Source organism: Achromobacter deleyi (genome assembly GCF_902859705.1).
Taxonomy (GTDB): Bacteria; Pseudomonadota; Gammaproteobacteria; order Burkholderiales; family Burkholderiaceae_B; genus Achromobacter; species Achromobacter deleyi.
In genome coordinates, this window is record NZ_CADIJO010000003.1 from 313717 (window position 1) to 332486 (window position 18770).

The window sequence follows — 18770 nt, forward strand, 5'->3', positions numbered from 1 at the left end:
GGCCGCCCGCGCGGCCGGCACGAGGCGGGCACCGTCCCACCCCGCCAACCCCCTCCGATGTTGGCTAGCATGCCAAGCACACCGCCCGCCCCAACGTCCGGCAGTAAGGCACATCAAGAGCGCGTGACGGGGCAGGCGGGTGAGGGCGGGGCGTGTAGATGCGCCCGAGGGAATCTGAAGGAACCGCCGAAGGCGGTGACGAAGATGACGAAGGGGCAGTCCGGAGCGAAGGCTCCGGACCGCAATCGTAGCCCCGCCCTCACCCGCCTGCCCCGTCACGCGCGGCTCAAGAACTCAAACCGACGCAAAAAAACCGCCTCAAGCTCACAAAAACTCAAACCCCACCCTCATATCCCTGCTGCCTCCAAGCCTCAAACACAGTAACCGCCACCGCATTAGAAAGATTCAAGCTCCGCTGCCCCGCCCGCATCGGCAACCGCAACCGCTGCTGCGGCGCAAACATCGCCTGGTGTTCATCCGACAACCCCGCGGTCTCCCGCCCGAACACAAACACATCCCCCGGCTCGAACCGCACATCCCCCACACTGCGCTGCGCGTGCGTCGTCAACGCATAAATGTGCGACGCCTCAGCCCCCGTATCCTGCAGCGCCTCTTGCAACGTATCGTGCACCCGCACCGGCTGCCACTCGTGGTAATCCAGCCCGGCGCGCCGCATGCGCGCATCGTCCAGCTCGAACCCCAGCGGGCGCACCAGGTGCAACTGCGCGCCCGTATTGGCGCATAGACGGATGGCGTTGCCCGTGTTGGGCGGAATCTCGGGGCAGACGAGGATGACGTGGAACATCGCGATAGGGCCGAAAACGTTGAAAGACTTGCGGCCCACACGGGCCGCGCATGGCGGATTGTCGCCGATTTACCCAGGCGCCCGCGGCGTCCGCGCCGCCACCAGCACCGTCACGCTGACCGCTCCCGCCGCCCGCAACGCCTTGGCCGCCGCGTGCACCGTACTGCCGGTGGTCATCACGTCGTCCACCAGCCCGACATGGCGCCCGGCAAGATTTCGCACACAGTGAAACGCCCCCGTCGCCCCTCGCACCCGGGCATGCCGCCCCAGCGCCGTCTGCCGGGGCGTCTCGCGCCGCCGCCTGAGCGCGGTGCACGCCAGCGGCAGCATCAACTGCGCGGCCAGGCCGCGTGCGATCTCTGCCGCCGGGTTCATGCCGCGGCGGCGCAGCGACGCCCGGCTGGCAGGCACCGGCACCAGCAACAGGCCTGGCGGCAACGCCTCGTGGCGCCGCACCGCCTGCGCCAACAAGTGCGCCAGCACCGGCGCCGCGCTGAGCCGCAACTGGGTCTTCAGCTGGCTGACCAGCGCATCGGCCGGCGGTTCGTAGTCGAACGCCGCGATCGTCCGCGCGAAGGCCCGCGGCATCGCCAGGCAGGCCGTGCAGTGCGGCGCAGTCAGGCCCAGCCGCAATGCGCAGCGCCGACAACGAGGCGTTCGCGGATCGATGGCCAGGTCTGTCTCGCACCCTTCGCACAGCCTGGCACCGCGCACCCGCGCCCCGCACAGCGGGCAATCCCCAGGCACCCGGGCGAGCAGCCCCCGCCCCATGCCCAGTAGGGACAATCGGCGGTGGCCGCCGGGATGCGCAATAATGTCTGTCATCCCCCATGAAATCATGATCCGCCCCGCGCCGCAGGCCCGGGCGCGACCGAAATGTCCCTGCCAGCACCCGCCACCCCGCCTTCCCTTCCCCTCGTTGCCGCCGATGTGCCGCGCCAGTTCGCTCGCCGCGGCGACCTGTCCGACGCGCAATTCCTCTATGGCGAGGTCGCCCGGCGCATGCTCGGCCGGCTGCAATACATCCGCGTGCAGCCGCAGGCCATGCTGGATGCCGGCTGCGGCGCGGGCGACAACCTGCCCCTGCTGCGCGAACGCTATGCCGACGCCGCCTACACCGGACTGGACAACTGCGAGGCCTTGCTGGACATCGCCCGCAAGCGCCACGCCCCCGCCGGCCTGACCGCCTGGATCGGCAAGCTGGCCCGGCGTGGCCCGGCCGTCGGCTTCGTCAATGCCGACCTGGCCGCAACCGGCCTGGCGCCGGAATCGCTGGAACTGGTGTGGTCCAACCTGGCGCTGCATTGGCATCGCGAACCGCATGCCGTGCTGGCCGAATGGCGCCGCATCCTGAAAGTGGGCGGCCTGGCCATGTTTTCCTGTCTGGGGCCTGCCACGCTGCGCGAGCTGCGGCAGGCGCTGACCGATGCCGGCCTGCGCACCGCCACGCCGGCCTTCGTGGACATGCATGACTTTGGCGACCTGCTGGTCGAGAACGGTTTCGCGGACCCGGTGATGGACCAGGAAATCCTGACCCTGACCTACCGGACCCCTGAAAAACTGCTGCAGGACGTGCGCGCCCTGGGCGGCAACCCGGCAGAAGGCCGCCGCGGCGGCCTGGTCGGACGCGATTGGCAGCAGCGCCTGTGCGCGGCACTGGAAGCGCAGCGCCGGCCCGACGGCGTCATCGCCTTGAGCATCGAAGTGGCCTATGGCCATGCCTGGCGCGCCGCGACCCATCGCGGCATCGCGGGAGAAACCCGGCTGTCGGTCAGCGCCATCGGCGGCCGCCAGCGCGGCACGCCCTGAGCCCACAAGAAATAGGGCCGCCCATCGGCGGCCCTATTTCTTGCGTGGCCCTTCTATTGGCCTTGTCCCTAGTGCAGGCGTTCCGGCAAGGGTGCCGTCACGCCCGGCTCCGCCGCCGAGAGGGGCTGCATGGGTTCAGAGTTGGCCCGGATACGCCGCCGCAACACCGCGGTCGGCTCGGCCGGCGCGGCCGCCTGGGGCGCCTCGCCACGCCAGGCGTGCGACATCGATTCCACCACCAACGGCAGATCGCGCAGGCGATGGAACTGGCTGCGCAGCCAGCGCGCATCGTTGCCGCTGCGCATGGCTTCGTCGCGCAGCGCGGCAATCATGTCGCCCGTGCCCAGTTCTTCGGCCACCGGCATCAGCCGCTGGAACAGCGCGCGCAGGTGGTCCATCAGGCGGGTACGCTGGCCGTCCGGCGTGACGTAGCTGCCCTGCAGGCCAAAGCGGCAGGCCTGGAAGTGGTTGCTGCGGTAGGACAGCCAGGCCTTGTCGCTGGGATCGTCCTCACGCATCAGCAGCACCGCCAGCGCCTGGGCGAAGGCAGCGATCTGGCAGGCGCGCTCGACCGTCAGCGGGGTGTCGCAGACGCGGATTTCCACCGTGCCGAATTCGGGCTTGGGGCGGATGTCCCAGTACAGGTCCTTGATGCTCTCGGCCAGGCCATAGGCGCGCAACTGCGACAGGTGGGCCTCGAACTGATACCAGTCCTTGACCTCGGGCGGCATGTGGCCGGCCAGCGGGAAGCTGTTGACCGCGTTCAGGCGCGAGCACGAGAACAGGGTATCCACGCCTTCGCAATACGGCGACGAGGCCGACAGCGCAATGAAGTGGGGCACATAGGGCGACAGCCGGCGCAGCAGCTTGATGGCGTCGTCGCCGCTTTTCACGCCCAGGTGGATGTGCTGGCCGAAGACCGTAAATTGACGCGCCAGGTAACCATACATTTCTGCCAGGTACTGGAAGCGCGGGGTATCCGAGATGGAGCGCTCTTGCCAGCGCATGAAGGGGTGAGCGCCGCCGCCCGCCACCGAAACGCCGACGGCATCGGCCGCTTCGACCAGGGCGTCGCGCATTTCGCGCATTTCGGCCAACAGGCCCATCGGGTGCTCGTGCACCGAGGAATTCAGTTCAATCATGGACCGCGTGATTTCCGGTTTGACGCGGTCGGCGATGGGGTGATTGGCCATCTGGGCCAGCAGCTCGTCCGAAGCTGCGGTGAGGTCAAAACTGCGGGGGTCGATCAGTTGCAGCTCGAGTTCGATGCCCAGGGTGTTGGGGGCCGACGAAATGAACGGGATCTGTTCCATCTCGGACTCCTTCAATGTGTGATGAGGGGGTGCGCCGTTCGACCTTGAAGCCCGGCAACTTCCCGGGGGGCACTAGACGGCGGCTTGTGAACGCATAATAGCCGCATGTTTGTGGCAAAACGATTGAAAATAGTGACATTTGTGTGCAACATCGCGAAGCATTCGGTTTTGCCCTCTAGAACAAAGTGAGCAAGCACTCACAAGCTAGAAACGATGGGGCTTTCCGGCCGATGCCGCCCGAAATCGCAGTCTGGATGGGGCTTTTGGCCGCGGGTGGGATAACCCTTATAAGGGTTTACCCGCACAAATTTTGCCCACAAAAATAGCCACCCGGACGCCCGGCCGCCCGAAGGCCGGGTAGCCCCCTCGGGGGGCAGCAAAGCCGCGCAGCGGCTGCAGCGTGGGGGCCCCTCTACTTTCGCCAGAAGATGGGGGTGAACAAGACCAGGACGGTCAGCAGTTCTAGACGACCGATCAGCATCGCGAACGTGCAGACCCAGATCTGGAAGTCCGACAGCACCGCGAAGTTGCCCATGGGGCCAACCGGCCCCAGGCCCGGGCCGGTGTTGTTGACACTGGCGAAAACGGCCGAGAAGGCCGTGATGGGGTCCAGCCCGGACAGGAGCAGCAGGCTGGTGAAGACGGCGATGGACAGGCCGTAGAACAGCATGAACGCCAGCACCGACGACATGGTCCGGGATTCCACGGCCCGGCCGTTGATCCGCACCGGGCTGACCGCGTGCGGATGCAACATTGTTACCAGCTCGTTGCGCGCCTGCTTGACCAGCAGGATGGCCCGGATCATCTTGATGCCGCCCCCGGTCGACCCCGCCGACGTCGCAAAACCCGACAGCAGCAGCATCGTCAGCGGCGCGAACAGCGGCCACTGGGCGAAATCGGTGTTGGCGTAGCCCGTGGTTGTGGCCATGGAAATGGTGTTGAACATGCCGTAGCGCAGCGCTTCCAGGGGTTCCTGGTATACGCCCTTGACGTACAGGAACACCGAAATCACCAGCCCCACGCCCAACACCACGACCAGGTACGGAATGGCCTCGGGGCAACGCAGGTAGGCCCGCGGACTGCGCTGGCGGAACGCATTGAAGTGGGTGGCGAAGTTGATGCCGGCGATCAGCATGAACACCATGGCCACCATTTCGACCGCAACCGAATCGAAATGCGCGAAACCGTCGTCCCAGGTGGAAAACCCGCCCAGGCCCATGGTGGTGGCCATGTGGCACCAAGCCTCGAACCACGACAGGCCGACCGCGCGGTAAGCCAGCAGGCACAGGATCGAAAACGCAAAGTACACCGCGTACAGGGCCTTGGCCGTGCTGGCGATGCGCGGCGTCAGCCGTTCATCTTTCATGGGGCCGGGCGTTTCGGCCCGCACCACCTGGTGGCCGCCCACGCCCAGCAGCGGCAGAATCGCCACCGCCAGCACCAGGATGCCCATGCCCCCGATCCAGACCAGCGTCGCCCGCCACAGGTTGATCGACGCCGGCAGCGCGTCCAGGTTGGTCAGCACGGTGGCGCCGGTGGTGGTCAGCCCCGACATGGCCTCGAAATACGCCCCGGTGAACGACAGCGGCAGGCCGGCGCGGTGGAAATAGATCAGCAGGGGTATCGCCGCCAGCAGCGGCAGGCCGGCCCACACGGCCGACACCAGCACGAAGCCGTCGCGGGCCCGCAGTTCGCTGCGCGCGCGCCGCGTCACCGCGGCCAGCACCACGCCGATGCCGATGGAAATCAGGAAGCCGTGCAGGAAGGCGTCACGTGCCGCATCGCCGCCCACATAGGCGACCACCAGCGGAATGAGCATGGTGAGTGCGAACATCACCATGGTCAGGCCCAGGATATGCAGAGTGGCCAGAACGCGCTTCATGGGAGTTATCCAGCCGCCCCGGGCCTGCGGCAGAGGGTGGCGTGCGGGTTCATCAGAAGAACGACGCCGACACTTGGAACAGCTTTTCCACGCGCGGCATCTGCTTGCGCGAGGGCACGAAGACGATCACGTGGTCGTCGGTTTCGATCACGGTATCGGCATCGGGCAGGATGATTTCGTCTTCGCGCACCAGGGCGCCGATGCTGGCACCCTTGGGCAGGCTGATCTCGCCAACCCGCCGGCCCACCACCTTCGAGGTGGACCGATCGCCGTGGGCGATGGCCTCGAGCGCCTCGGCCACGCCCTGGCGCAGCCGGTGCACGGCCGCGACGTCGCCGCGGCGCACGTGGCGCAGCAGTTCGCTCATGGTGGCCTGCGACGGCGACACGGCGATATCGATATGGCTGCCCTGCATCAGTTCGCCATAGGCCTGGCGGTTGATCAGCGCGATCACCTTGCGCGCCCCCAGCCGCTTGGCCAGCAGCGACGACATGATGTTGTCTTCGTCGTCGCTGGTCAGCGCCAGCCAGGTGTCCATGTCTTCGATGTTTTCGCGCTCGAGCAGGGCCTCGTCGGTGCCGCTGCCGTGCAGCACCAGCACGCTGTCGGGCAATTGCGTGGCCAGGTATTCGCAGCGCTTGAGGTCGCGCTCAATGATGCGCACGCTGTAGTTTTCTTCGGCCAGTGCGCGCGCCAGCCGCAGGCCGATGTTGCCGCCGCCCGCGATCATCACGCGGCGCACGGCCTTTTCGGCCTCGCGCAGCTGGCGCACGGCGCGGCGGGCGTGGCGAGTATCGACCACCAGCACGACTTCGTCGCCGGGCGCGATGACCGTGCCGGACCCGGCCCGCAGCGGCCGGCCGCCGCGCAGCACGTCGATCACGCGCGCGGTGACGTCGGGCCAGACTTCGCGCAGCTTGTCCACGGGATGGTGCGCCATGGGGCTGCCATGGCCGACCCGGACGGTCACGACGCTGACCCGGCCTTCGGCGAATTCCACGACCTGCAGCGCTTCGGGGAATTCGATCAGGCTGTGCAGGTAGGTGGTGACGCTGCGCTCGGGGCTGATGATGGCGTCGATGCAGAAGCCTTCTTCGCTCATCAGTTCAGGGTGTTCAGGGAATTCGGCCGAGCGGATGCGGGCGATGCGGCGGGGAATGTTGAACAGCTGCCGTGCGATCTTGCAGGCCACCATATTGGCCGCGTCGGACGCGGCACAGGCGATCAAGAGGTCGGTGTCGGCAGCGCCGGCCGCTTCCAGCACCGACACCTGCGAGCCGTCGCCATGGACGACCCGCAGGTCAAAGTGTTCTTGCAGGTACTGGAGCTGGGCCGGGTCCGAGTCGATGACCGTGATGTCGTTCTGTTCCGACACCAGGTTCTCGGCCACGCTGGTGCCTACGCGACCAGCGCCCATGATGAGGATCTTCATGCGCCCCGCTTGCGGGCGGATTCGATGCCCAATTGCTTGAGCTTGCGGTAAAGATGGGTGCGTTCAAGGCCGGTGCGTTCGGACACCCGCGTCATGCTGTGGCTTTCGCGGACCAGGTGGTATTCGAAGTAGATGCGTTCGAATTCGTCGCGGGCCTCGCGCAGCGGCTGGTCCAGCGAGATGCTGCCCAGTTGGCCGTTGGCGGTGACCGGGACTTCGTTGGACGGGGCTGCCGACAGCACCGGCGGATCGAGTTCGTCTTCGAGCGCCACGGCGGCGCTGGCCATGGCGGGCGCCGCGGCCGGCGTCGGATGCGGGGCCCGGCCCCGGGCCAGGCCCGCGGCCACGGTCTTGAGCAGGCGCTGCAGCGTAATGGGCTTTTCCAGGAAGTCCATCGCACCGATGCGGGTGGCCTCGACCGCCGTATCGATGGTGGCGTGGCCGCTCATCATGATGACGGGCATGTCCAGCAGGCCCTGCGAGCCCCATTCCTTGAGCAGGCTCACGCCATCGGTGTCGGGCATCCAGATGTCCAGCAACACCAGATCGGGACGCATGCGAAGGCGCGCGGCGCGCGCTTGCGCCGCGTTTTCGGCCAATTCGACCGTGTGTCCTTCGTCGTAAAGGATTTCCGACAAAAGCTCGCGAATACCGACTTCGTCGTCAACCACCAGAATTCTGGCCATAAAGCATCCACCTATTGCGTAGCCGCATTATCCTTTTCTTGCGCGGTCGCGTCCATAGTATCGGCCCCGGCTGCAAGCCGGGTCAACAAGATGGAAATCCGCGCGCCCCCTTCCTTGCGGTTCGCAAGGTCAATTCGCCCGCCATGCTCTTCCACAATCTTGCGTACGATTGCCAATCCTAACCCAGTCCCGTGGGACTTGGTGGTTACGTAGGGCTCGAAAGCGCGCTGCATCACCTGGGGCGGGAAGCCCGGGCCGGTGTCGGCCACCGTGAAGCGCAGGGCCTGCTGGTCGGCGCGGTCGGGCTGTTCGCTGCGCATCAGCTGGGTCGTGACGCTGACGCGGCCCTCGCCGCCCTTCTCGGCGATGGCGTCGCGGGCATTGGACAAGAGGTTGTGGATCACCTGGCGCAACTGGGTCGGGTCGCCTTCGATGGCCGGCAGGTCCGGGCCCAGGGTGACGTCCAGGTTCAAGGCCTTGCCGGCCACACGGGCGGACGCGCCGCCATCGGGGTCCCAGCCGTACAGCGACAGCACGTCCGCCACCAGGGCATTGAAATCGATGCGTTGCATCACCGCGGGCGGCGTGCGGGCGTATTCGCGGAAGTCATCCACCATCTGCTTGAGCGAGGCCACCTGGTTGACGATGGTGTTGGTGGAACGCTCGACGATCTGGGCCTCGGCAGGCTGCAGCTTGCCTTCCAGCTTCATGGCCAGGCGCTCGGCCGACAGCTGGATGGGGGTCAGCGGGTTCTTGATCTCGTGGGCCAGGCGGCGCGCGACCTCGCCCCAGGCGACGGTGCGGTTGGCCGAAATGACTTCGGTGATGTCGTCGAACACGACCAGATAGCCATTGCCGCGGCCGTCCACCCGCAGGTGGGTCCCGCGCGCCAGCAGCGTCAGGGGCTGCGGGCCATTGGGGGTATCGCCCTGCTTGGGCGCGATCTCGAACTGCTGCTGCCAGTGCTGGCGCTCGGACCCGACCGCCGCGTGGGTCGAAAACGCCTGCCGAACGATGTTCGCAAATTCGAGCATGCCGTCCACGGTTTCCAGGGGCCGCCCGATCACCGACCGCAGATCGGCCTGCAAAATGGTCTGCGCACCCTGGTTGACGGTGGTGACGCGGAACGACTCGTCAAACACCAGCACCCCGGAAGACAGATTGGACAGCACGCTTTCCAGGTAGACGTTGGACCGTTCGAGCTGCTGACGGTTGCTTTCGACCATGCGGCGGGCTTCGTCGAGCTGGCGCGTCATGGCGTTGAACGACCGGGTGAGCTGGCCGACTTCGTCGCGCTCGGGCGGCTCGGGCAGCGGGCGGTAGTCGCCCACGCCCACCGCCTGGGTGCCGCCGGCCAGGCTGAGCAGCGGGCGCACCAGCCGCTTGGACAGCGACAGGGCCACGGCAATGGCGCCGAACGCCGCCAGCAGCAGCGCCAGGGTCAGCGTGATGCCATAGAGCTTGCGCAGGCCCAGCCGCGACAGGGCCAGTTCCTGGTAGTCGCGAAAGCCTTGCTGCACCAGGTTGGCGTTGTGCGCGATCTGCTCGGGCACCGGCTGCAGCAGTTGCAGCCAGCGGGGTTCGGACGCGGCGCCCAGCAGGTTGTCGTAGCGGTCGGGCCCCGTCAGGGGAATCACGACCCGCAGGTGCAGGCCGCTGTCCATGCCGGGCTTGACGGGGTCGTCGGCCTCGGCGGCCGAATAGCCGCGCGACAGGCGCAGCTGGTTCATGACGGTGGGCGGGGGCATGGCGGGCAGCAACTGGCCATATTGGCTGGTCGAAAACGCCACCATGCGGCCGCTGCCGGTGAACACCATGGCTTCCTGTACGCCATTGGCTTCACGCAGGCGCGTCAGCGCCAGGGTCACGCCGGTATCGGAATTGCGGTTCAGTTCGGCTGCCATGGAACGCGCCCGGGCGTCCAGGTCGGCCAACAGGGAATCCAGCGCCGCGCGGCCCAGGTTCAGGCCAGCCTCAAGGGCGGTGTCGACCCGCACGTTGAACCAGGACTCGATCGAGCGCGACATGAACTGCACCGAGACCGTATAGATCAGGGCGCCGGGCACGACGCCGATCAGGGCGAACGCCAGGGAAAACCGGGCCGTGAGCCGGGCGCCGAACTGGCGTCGCCGGATCTGCCGGGCCAGCCGGACCGTCAGCGCCACCACCCAGACGAACAGCGCCAAGGCAAAGATGCCGTTCAACACCAGCAGGATGTCGTAATAGCGGGCAAAGCGCGAGGCATTGCCGGTGGACCATGCCAACAGGCCCAGCAATGCCAGGCCGCTCACGGCGCCGACCATCAGGGCCAGCCGAAGCAGCAGCCTCATGAGGGGTCTTTCTCCTTGTCGCCGAGCGAGAACGAGAAGTCCGTCCACGGCGTGCCTTGGGCCCACGAACTGCTGTTCAGGGCATTGACCTGGAATGGCCGGGGCAACAGCGAGGTATCCAGCCGCAGCCGCAATTGGCCGCCATAGACCACGCCTTCGTCGAAATCATCGGCATCGGCGACCTGCCAATTACGTACGTGGCGGATGACACTCATGGCGTCGTCCAGCGAGGCCACCGGGAAGGACAGCTCGCCAACCCCGGCCCGCCACTGGCGGGTCAGCGCGTTGTAGATCACCCGCCAGGTGCGCGAGGTGTCCACCAGGGATTTGTCGAACCACCACCAGCGCTCGCGCGTGATGGTGACGTCGGCGGTGAAATACAGCGGCACGCCGCGCTGGGCGGCGTCGCGCAGCTGCTGGTTCAGTTCGAATTGGATATCGGCGTCGATTTCAAGCTTGTCGCCGCGCACCACCGGTTCGACGCGCACGACTTTCGGTTCGGCCGCATGCGCCTGGCCGACCGGCGCAAACGAAAGCAAGGCAGATACGAACAACAACCCCAGAAATAAGCGTGAAATGATGGACATACGACACCGAAACCCTGTCATGCCCCTATTCTTGGCGATTCAGGACGCCTTGGCAAACAAGGCGTAGAAAAACCCGTCGTGTTGCTCCGCAGGTGTTGCATCGACCGCAACTGGCAGCAATTGGCCGGGCGCGTCCAGTCGCTGGGCCTCGGGGTGGCGCTGCAGGAATTCCAGCGCCTGGCGCGCGCCCTCGATCGGAAAGACCGAGCACGTCACATAGAGCAGGCGGCCGCCGGGCGCCACGGTCGCCCACAGCGCGTCCAGGATCCTGGCCTGCAGGGTGGCGGTGCGGCGCACGTCGTTTTCGCGGCGCAGCCAGCGGATGTCCGGGTGGCGCCGCACGATGCCCGATGCCGTGCAGGGCACGTCGGCCAGCACGGCGTCGAAGGGCTTGCCGTCCCACCAGGCGTCCAGGTCGGCGGCGTCGGCCGCCTCCAGGCGCACGCGGTCGCCCGACAGGCCCAGGCGGTCCAGGTTCTGGCCGACCCGCACTAGGCGATCGGCGTCGGCGTCCAGGGCCAGCAGGTCGATGTCGGCCAGTTCCAGCAGATGAGCGGTCTTGCCGCCGGGCGCCGAGCAGGCGTCCAGCACGCGCATGCCGTCGGCGGGCGCCAGCAGTTCCGCGGCGCGTTGCGCGCCGGCGTCCTGCACCGACCACCAGCCTTCGGCAAAGCCGGGCAGCTGGGTCACGGGCTTGGGCGAAGCCAGCACCACGCCGGCCACGCCCACGGGATCGGCCGCCAGACCTGCCGCCTCGAAAGCCGCCAGCACCTGCTCGCGGCTGGCACGGCGGCGGTTCACGCGCAGGGTCAGCGGCGCCGGTACGTTGGCCGACTGCAAAATCGCCTGCCATTGCTGCGGATAGGCCACGCGCAGTTGCTTGACCCACCAGCCCGGGTGGTTCCACTGGGCTTCCAGGCTGTCCGCCACGGCGGCGTCCAGCGCCGCCCGCTCGCGCAGGAAGCGGCGCAGGCAGGCGTTGAGCAGGCCCTTGAACGAGGCCAGGCTGCGCGTATTGGACGCGGCCGTCACGGCCTGGTCCACCACCGTGTGCGGCGCGTAGACCGGCATGCCCGGCATGGCCGCCGCAGCATCGCCCTCGGCTTTGAGCAGGGTCAGCGACACCAGTAACAGGGATTCAAACAGCACGTTGGGGTAGCGTTGCACCAGCTCGCGGCCCACCGCATCGGCCCAGCCCAGGTAACGCATGGCATGGAACGACACCGCCTGGGTGGCGGGCCGCAAGGCCGAATCGACATCCACAAGCGCGTCAGTCAGGGACCGGCCGTCCAGGACGTCCTCGACCACCCCCGCGCTGGAAAGCAGGACGGCGGAAAGCGGCGGGGCGAGATGGGGGGTGTCGGAACGCGTGGACATGGCAGGAAATCAAAGGATAAGACCGCTATGGTAGCCCGGCGCGGCCCGCGCGCCCCGGACAGCGCGCAGCCAGACGCGCCGGCAGCCAGGTTGGCGGCCAGCCCCACCCTCTGGACGAAGCGCCCGGCCCGCGTCACACTGGCCGCTTGCCACGGAGCCCGCCATGTCCACCGCCACGCTGCTGCTGTTCATCCTGGCCTCGGCCGTCGCCATCGTGACGCCCGGCCCCACCGTCCTGCTTGCGATGAGCAACGGCTCGCGCCACGGCGTGCGCACCGCCTGCTGGGGCATGGGCGGCGCCATCATGGCGGACCTGATCCTGGTCGCTGCGGTGGCGTCCGGGCTGGGGGTGGTGCTGGCGGCCTCCGAAGTCGCCTTCCACCTCCTGAAGTGGGCGGGCGCGGCCTACCTGGCCTACCTGGGCTGGAAAATGTTGCGATCGGACGCAGCGCTGGTCATGCCCGCCGCTGCGCCGGACGCCGCCCGGCCCGACGGTCTGAAGCTCGGCTTGCGCAGCTTCGTCGTGGCGGTCACCAATCCGAAATTGCTGCTGTTCATGTCGGCATTCCTGCCGCAGTTCATCAATACCCAGGCTCCCTTGCTGCCGCAATACCTGACCGTGGCCTGCGTACTGGCGCTGATGAACCTGGCGACCATGCTGGCCTATGCCACCCTGGGCGCCCAATTGGTGCGGGCATTCCAGGGGTCGGGCCTGCGCTGGCTGAACCGCGTCTGCGGCACGCTGATGATCGGCCTGGCCGGCACCTTGGCGTTGTATCGCCGCAGCGGTTCCTGAGCCGGCCGCGCCATTGGGCGCATGACATACGGGGCACGCCCCAAAAGCGGCATGCTGCCTGCGCCATTGCCGTTCCCTGATGGTCGACTGACCCGCCACGGCGGGAATCGGTCTGATATTCCCCACTGGTTTGCCCTGCACGCCGCCGGCGACCTGCCCCCTGCGCCCCAGGCTAGCCCTGGCCCCACCCGCATTCTGACCCGACACATTCCGTGCCGCTTGGGATTTTCCCTAGCTCGTCGACTTATGGCCTGCGAGTTAATCTATGGTTATACGTAAACTATAAGTTAACAACACGACTGCAAGGGGGCTTCCCCCGGACAGCCCCGAGGAGCAGGAGACAACCCATGCACCGCCCCAAGCCAGACCTTTTCCTGATAGCCGCCAGCCTGGTGGCCGTCGCCCTTCCCGTCATCGGCCTGGCGGCCTTTCCCGCCGCCGCCGAGGCCTTCGCCGGCACGCTGTTCGAGTTTTCCACCCGCGCCTTCGGCACCCTGGTGCTGGTGTTCGTGTTCGCGGCGGCGCTGGCCGCCGGGTATCTCGCCTTCAGCAAGTACGGCAACATCCGGCTGGGCAGCGGCAAGCCCGAATACGCCACCGCCACGTGGGTGTTCATGTTCATCTGTGCCGGCATGGGCTCGTCCACCCTGTACTGGGGCGTCATGGAATGGGCCTACTACTACCAGACGCCCGGGCTGCACCTGGCAGCCGGTTCGCGCGACGCGCTTGAGTACAGCATCAGCTATTCGTTCTTTCACTGGGGCATCAGCGCCTGGGCGCTCTACGCCATCGCGTCATTGGCCCTGGCGTATCACTTCCATGTCCGCAAAAAGAGCGGCCTGGGCATGGCGTCCATCGTCGAAGCCGTCACCGGCCTGCGCGCCAACGGCTGGGTCGGCCGCCTGGTCGACCTGATCTTCGTCTTCACCATGTTCGGCGCCCTGACGGTGTCGCTGGCGCTGACCGCCTCGACGCTCACCCGCGGCCTGTCCGCGCTGACCGGCATGCCGGACACCTTCACGACCCAGTTCATCGTCATCGCGATCATCTCGGTGGTGTTCTCGCTCAGTTCCTACGTCGGCATCGACGGCGGCATGCAGCGCCTGAGCAAGATCGTCTGTATCGGCGCGCTGGCCTATTCCGCCATCGTGCTGGTTGTCGGCCCCACGCAGTTCACCATCAACAACATCACCAACGGCCTGGGCCTGATGATCCAGAACTGGGTGCGCATGAGCCTGTTCACCGATCCGTCCGGCGATGGCGCGTTCACCCGCAGCTGGACGGTGTTCTATTGGCTGTGGTGGATTTCCTACGCGCCGGGCGTCGCCATGTTCGTCACCCGCGTGTCGCGCGGCCGCACGATGAAGGAAGTGATCGCCGCCCTGGTGCTGGGCGGCAGCGCCGGCTGCTGGTTCTTCTTCGGTGCGCTGGAAAGCTTCAGCATGCATCAGTACCTGACCCAGGCGGTCGACGTGCCCCGCCTGCTGGCCGAACACAGCGGCGAAACCGCGGTGGTCACCCTGCTGACCAGCCTGCCCTGGGGCGGTGTGTTCCTGGCGGCCTTCCTTTTCATCATGGCCGTGTTCTGCGCCTCTCACATGGACGCGGTCGGCTACGCCATTGCCGCCACCAGCACCCGCAACCTGAAAGAAGGGCAAGACCCCAGCCCCACGCTACGATTGTTCTGGTGCGTGATGCTGGCGCTGCTGCCGCTGGCCATGCTGTTCGCCCACGTGTCTCTGAACACCATGAAGACCGCCGTGGTGCTCACCACCATCCCGTTCCTGCTGGTGCTGGGAATCATGCTGTTCGGCCTGTTCCGCTGGCTGTCGCAAGACTACGGCGCCCTGTCTGCCCAGCAGATCGAAGAGCAATCCCGCCGCCTGGCAGCCACCGACCCCGTCGGCGCCCCGCCCGCCGAGGCCGCGGCCACGCAAGCCGAGCCGGCCGCCATCCCCGTCCCCCGGGCCTGACCCCCGCTTTCCCGTACCCCTGACCTCATGGAGCCCATCATGAATTCCAATACGAACACCATCGAACGCCTGCCCGCCGACTTCTGCACCAATGTCGACGTGGCGCACACCATTCCCGCCAGCTACTACACCAGCGACGCCATCTACGACTACGAGAAGGAAAAGATCTTCGCCAACAGCTGGATCTGCGTGGGCCATCGCAGCGAAGTCGCCGACAACAACGCCTACATCACCCGCGACGTCATTGGCGAAAGCATCATCGTCGTGCGCGGCCGCGACGGCGTGCTGCGCGCCTTCTACAACGTCTGCCCCCATCGCGGCCATCAGTTGCTGCAAGGCGACGGCAAGGCCAAGAACGTCATTACCTGCCCGTACCACGCCTGGACCTTCAAGCTCGATGGCGACCTGGCCCACGCGCGCAACTGCGACAACGTCGTCGATTTCGACAAGGCCAATTCCAGCCTGGTCGGGCTGCGCGTCGAGGAATATGCCGGCTTCATCTTCATCAACATGAACGCCGACGCCGGCTCGGTCGAATCCCAGCTGCCCGGCCTGCAGGCGCGCCTGCGCCAGGCCTGCCCGGTCGTCGACGACCTGCATCTGGCCGCGCGCTTCGTCACCGAAACGCCGGCCAACTGGAAAAGCATCGTCGACAACTACATGGAGTGCTACCACTGCGCGCCGGCCCACCCCGGCTTTGCCGATTCCGTCGACGTCGGCCAGTACACGCACACCATGCACGGCAACTGGAGCCTGCAATTCGGCGTTGCCAAGTCGTCCCCCAAGTCGTTCCAGTTCGACGACAGCGTCAAAGACCCGTCATTCGCCGGCTTCTGGGCCTGGCCGTGCACCATGTTCAATGCGCCGCCCGGGGGCAACTTCATGACGGTCATCTATGAATTCCCGTCCAGCGCCGGCATCACCCTGCAGCACTACGACATCTACTTCCTGAACAAGGAACTGACCGCCGAGCAGAAATCCCTGATCGAGTGGTATCGCGACGTCTTCCGCCCCGAAGACCTGCGCCTGGTGGAAAGCGTGCAAAAGGGGCTGAAGTCTCGTGGCTACCGTGGCCGCGGCCGCATCATGGTCGACCGCCAGCGCAGCGGACAAAGCGAACACGGCATTGCGCACTTCCATCATCTGGTGGCCCAAGCGCACCAGGACCGCACCTGATCTGCCCGCGTGCCCGAGGCCTTGCCGCCCGGGCACGCCATTTTTCCATTCTGCCCAGGATTCCCATGCGCACGACCGAATCTTCCCTGTTTCGCCAGCAGGCCTTCATTGCCGGCCACTGGTGCGACGCCGACAATCACGCCACGGTCACGGTGACCGACCCCGCCACCGGCCAGCCGCTGGGCCAGGTGCCCGACATGGGCGAAGCCGAAACCCGCCGCGCCATCACCGCCGCCCACGGCGCCCTGCCCGCGTGGCGCGCGCGCCCCGCCCAGGAACGCTCGCACATCCTGCGCCGCTGGTTCGACCTGATGATCCAGCACGAGGCCGAACTCGCGCACTTGATGACGCGCGAACAAGGCAAACCGCTGGCCGAGGCGCTGGGCGAAATCCGCTATGCCGCGTCGTTCCTGGAATGGTTCGCCGAAGAAGGCAAACGCGTCTACGGCGAATTGATCCCGGCCCCGCGCGCCGACCGCCGCCTGATGGTGCTGCGTCAGGGCATCGGCGTCTGCGCCGCCATCACGCCCTGGAACTTTCCGGCCGCGATGATCACCCGCAAGGTCGCCCCTGCACTGGCCGCGGGCTGCACCATGGTGCTCAAGCCGGCCAACGAAACGCCCTTTTCCGCACTGGCGCTGGCCGAGCTGGCCGCCCAGGCCGGCGTCCCCGACGGCGTGTTCAACATCGTCACCGGCGACGCGGTCGCCATCGGCGGCGAGCTGACTCGCCACCCCGATGTGCGCAAGCTCAGCTTCACCGGTTCCACCGCCGTCGGCCGGCTCTTGATGGCGCAGTGCGCGCCCACCATCAAGAAGCTGTCGCTGGAACTGGGCGGCAACGCGCCGTTCATCGTGTTCGACGATGCCGATCTGGACGCAGCCGTGGAAGGCGCCATCGCGGCCAAGTACCGCAATGCCGGCCAGACCTGCGTCTGCGTCAACCGCATCTACGTGCAGGATGCGGTCTACGACGCCTTCGCCCGCCGCTTTGCCGACCAGGCCGCCACGTTGCGCGTGGGCCCCGGCCTGCAGGCCGACAGCCAGATCGGCCCGCTGATCACCCCCAAGGCCCTGACCCAGGTACAGGGGCTGGTCGACGACGCCCGCGCCCAAGGCGCGCGCCTGCTGACCGGCGGCGATCCGCATGTTCTGGGCGGCACCTTCATGGCCCCCACCGTGCTGGCCGACGTGCGGCCGGGCATGCGGGTGCTGCGCGAGGAAATCTTCGGCCCTGTGGCGCCGCTGGTGCGCTTTCGCGACGAGCAGGATGTCATCCGGCAAGCCAACGACACCGAGTTCGGCCTGGCCGCGTACTTCTACACCCGCGACGCCAGCCGCGTATGGCGCGTCGCTGAACAGCTCGAGTACGGCATGGTCGGCATCAACACCGGCATGATCTCGAACGAGGTCGCGCCGTTTGGTGGCGTCAAGCAATCCGGGCTGGGGCGCGAAGGCTCACGCCATGGCATCGAAGACTACCTGGAAATGAAATATGTATGCCAGGCCGTCTAAGGCCTGCGTAGAGATGCCCCATGACTAAAACCCACGAAAACATCGACGTGCGCGTCACCGACGTCGAACAGGTCAGCGCACGGGTCAAGCGCTTTACCCTTGAGCGCCTGGACGGCGAACCCTTGCCCCCATTCACGGGCGGCAGCCACGTCATCGTGCAGATGCATGATGCCCAGGGCAAGCGGTTCAGCAACGCCTATTCGCTGATGAGCGACCCGGCCGATACGCGGCAATACCAGATCGGCGTGCGGCTGGAAGAGCAGTCGCGCGGCGGCTCGGCGTTCATGCACGGGCAGGTCAGCACCGGCAGCGAGCTGGTCATTACCGCCCCCAACAACCTGTTCGCGCTGGCCGACAGCCACGGACGCCACGTGATGGTGGCGGGCGGCATCGGCATCACGCCGTTCCTGGCCCAGCTTCCCGAACTGCATCGCCGCGCGGCCAACTACGAACTGCACTACGCCTACCGCGCGCCCGAACACGCCGCGTTTCGCGACGACCTGATCGGCAGTCCGTATGCGGCCCGCGTGCGCTTTCACGTCGACAGCCAAGGCGAAAAGCTGGATCTGGCCGCCCTGGCGCAAGGCCTGCAAGAACACGACCACCTGTATGTATGCGGCCCCCGGCCGCTGATCGATGCGGTCATTGCCGCGGCCACAGCGGTCGGCATCCCGGCTGACCGTGTGCACTGGGAACAGTTTGCCGCCGCGCCCGCCCCCGGCGGGGCGTTCACGGTCGTGCTGGCCCGCTCGGGCACCGAGCTGCGCGTAGAGGCCGGCTCGAGCATCTTGCAGGCGATCGAGGCATCCAACGCCGCCGACGTCGAATGCCTGTGCCGCGAAGGCGTATGCGGCACCTGCGAGACCCGCATCCTGGAAGGCCAGGCCGAACATTTCGACCAATACCTCAGCGACGAAGAAAAAGCCGCCCAACAGACCATGATGATCTGCGTGTCCCGCGCGCGCGGAGATCGCCTCGTGCTCGATCTATAAGCCGGGCGCCGCCGGGCCCTATCCCCCGTCAACCCACCCCGTCAACCCACCCCGTCATCCCACCCCGTCACCCCCCCCGTCCGCTTGCCTGCCGGCAA

Annotated in this window: 15 protein-coding genes; 6 read left to right on the top strand and 9 right to left on the bottom strand. The window is 67.0% G+C overall.

Annotated elements, in window-relative coordinates; all coding sequences use genetic code 11:
- Positions 1–334 precede the first annotated feature (334 nt).
- Both HV798_RS06455 and HV798_RS06460 read right to left on the bottom strand, forming a co-directional pair.
- Positions 335–805, bottom strand: coding sequence for a tRNA (cytidine(34)-2'-O)-methyltransferase (locus HV798_RS06455; protein ID WP_175191585.1), 471 nt, complete (start codon positions 803–805; stop codon positions 335–337).
- 69 nt (positions 806–874) lie between these two features.
- Positions 875–1438: a ComF family protein gene (locus HV798_RS06460; protein WP_367647004.1), complete on the bottom strand. Its 564-nt coding sequence runs from the start codon at positions 1436–1438 to the stop codon at positions 875–877.
- Between the two features lie 243 nt (positions 1439–1681).
- Between HV798_RS06460 and HV798_RS06465 the strand changes: the two genes are divergently transcribed.
- A complete protein-coding gene (locus HV798_RS06465) occupies positions 1682–2614 on the top strand; it encodes a methyltransferase domain-containing protein (RefSeq protein ID WP_175191584.1) in 933 nt (310 codons plus the stop codon).
- A gap of 68 nt (positions 2615–2682) precedes the next feature.
- On the opposite strand, the gene HV798_RS06470 is transcribed toward HV798_RS06465, so the two are convergent.
- From HV798_RS06470 to rsmB, 7 genes are all read right to left on the bottom strand, one after another.
- Entirely contained in the window at positions 2683–3927 is a 1245-nt protein-coding gene (locus tag HV798_RS06470) for a YbdK family carboxylate-amine ligase (protein ID WP_025141079.1), read from the bottom strand.
- 412 nt (positions 3928–4339) lie between these two features.
- On the bottom strand, positions 4340–5809 hold the full coding sequence (locus tag HV798_RS06475) for a TrkH family potassium uptake protein (protein WP_175191583.1): 1470 nt from the start codon (positions 5807–5809) through the stop codon (positions 4340–4342).
- A 52-nt stretch (positions 5810–5861) separates the two neighbouring features.
- Positions 5862–7241 carry a Trk system potassium transporter TrkA gene (trkA, locus tag HV798_RS06480; RefSeq protein ID WP_175191582.1) on the bottom strand — a complete coding sequence of 460 codons (1380 nt, stop codon included), beginning with the start codon at positions 7239–7241 and terminating at the stop codon, positions 5862–5864.
- Entirely contained in the window at positions 7238–7927 is a 690-nt protein-coding gene (locus tag HV798_RS06485; RefSeq protein WP_175191581.1) for a response regulator, read from the bottom strand. The genes trkA and HV798_RS06485 overlap by 4 nt, the downstream gene beginning before the upstream one ends.
- Positions 7928–7938: 11 nt before the next feature.
- Entirely contained in the window at positions 7939–10257 is a 2319-nt protein-coding gene (locus tag HV798_RS06490; protein WP_175191580.1) for a sensor histidine kinase, read from the bottom strand.
- Positions 10254–10844, bottom strand: a complete 591-nt coding sequence (locus HV798_RS06495; RefSeq protein ID WP_175191579.1) for a DUF4390 domain-containing protein — start codon at positions 10842–10844, stop codon at positions 10254–10256. Before HV798_RS06495 ends, HV798_RS06490 begins: the two co-directional genes overlap by 4 nt.
- A 39-nt stretch (positions 10845–10883) precedes the next feature.
- Positions 10884–12221 (bottom strand): 16S rRNA (cytosine(967)-C(5))-methyltransferase RsmB, encoded by a 1338-nt coding sequence (rsmB, locus tag HV798_RS06500; RefSeq protein WP_175191578.1) that lies wholly within the window; start codon positions 12219–12221, stop codon positions 10884–10886.
- Between the two features lie 163 nt (positions 12222–12384).
- On the opposite strand from rsmB, the gene HV798_RS06505 reads away from it, so the two are divergent.
- The 5 genes from HV798_RS06505 (at position 12385) to HV798_RS06525 (ending at position 18672) form a co-directional block, all read left to right on the top strand.
- Complete coding sequence (locus tag HV798_RS06505) at positions 12385–13017, top strand: LysE family translocator (RefSeq protein WP_175191577.1); 633 nt, start codon at positions 12385–12387, stop codon at positions 13015–13017.
- A 347-nt stretch (positions 13018–13364) separates the two neighbouring features.
- A complete protein-coding gene (locus HV798_RS06510; protein WP_175191576.1) occupies positions 13365–14990 on the top strand; it encodes a BCCT family transporter in 1626 nt (541 codons plus the stop codon).
- Between the two features lie 39 nt (positions 14991–15029).
- The gene (locus HV798_RS06515; RefSeq protein WP_175191575.1) at positions 15030–16166 is read left to right on the top strand and encodes an aromatic ring-hydroxylating oxygenase subunit alpha; all 1137 of its coding nucleotides are present in this window, start codon (positions 15030–15032) and stop codon (positions 16164–16166) included.
- 65 nt (positions 16167–16231) lie between these two features.
- Positions 16232–17680: an NAD-dependent succinate-semialdehyde dehydrogenase gene (locus HV798_RS06520; protein ID WP_175191574.1), complete on the top strand. Its 1449-nt coding sequence runs from the start codon at positions 16232–16234 to the stop codon at positions 17678–17680.
- Between the two features lie 20 nt (positions 17681–17700).
- Positions 17701–18672: a PDR/VanB family oxidoreductase gene (locus HV798_RS06525; RefSeq protein ID WP_175191573.1), complete on the top strand. Its 972-nt coding sequence runs from the start codon at positions 17701–17703 to the stop codon at positions 18670–18672.
- The last annotated feature ends 98 nt before the right edge of the window (positions 18673–18770 follow it).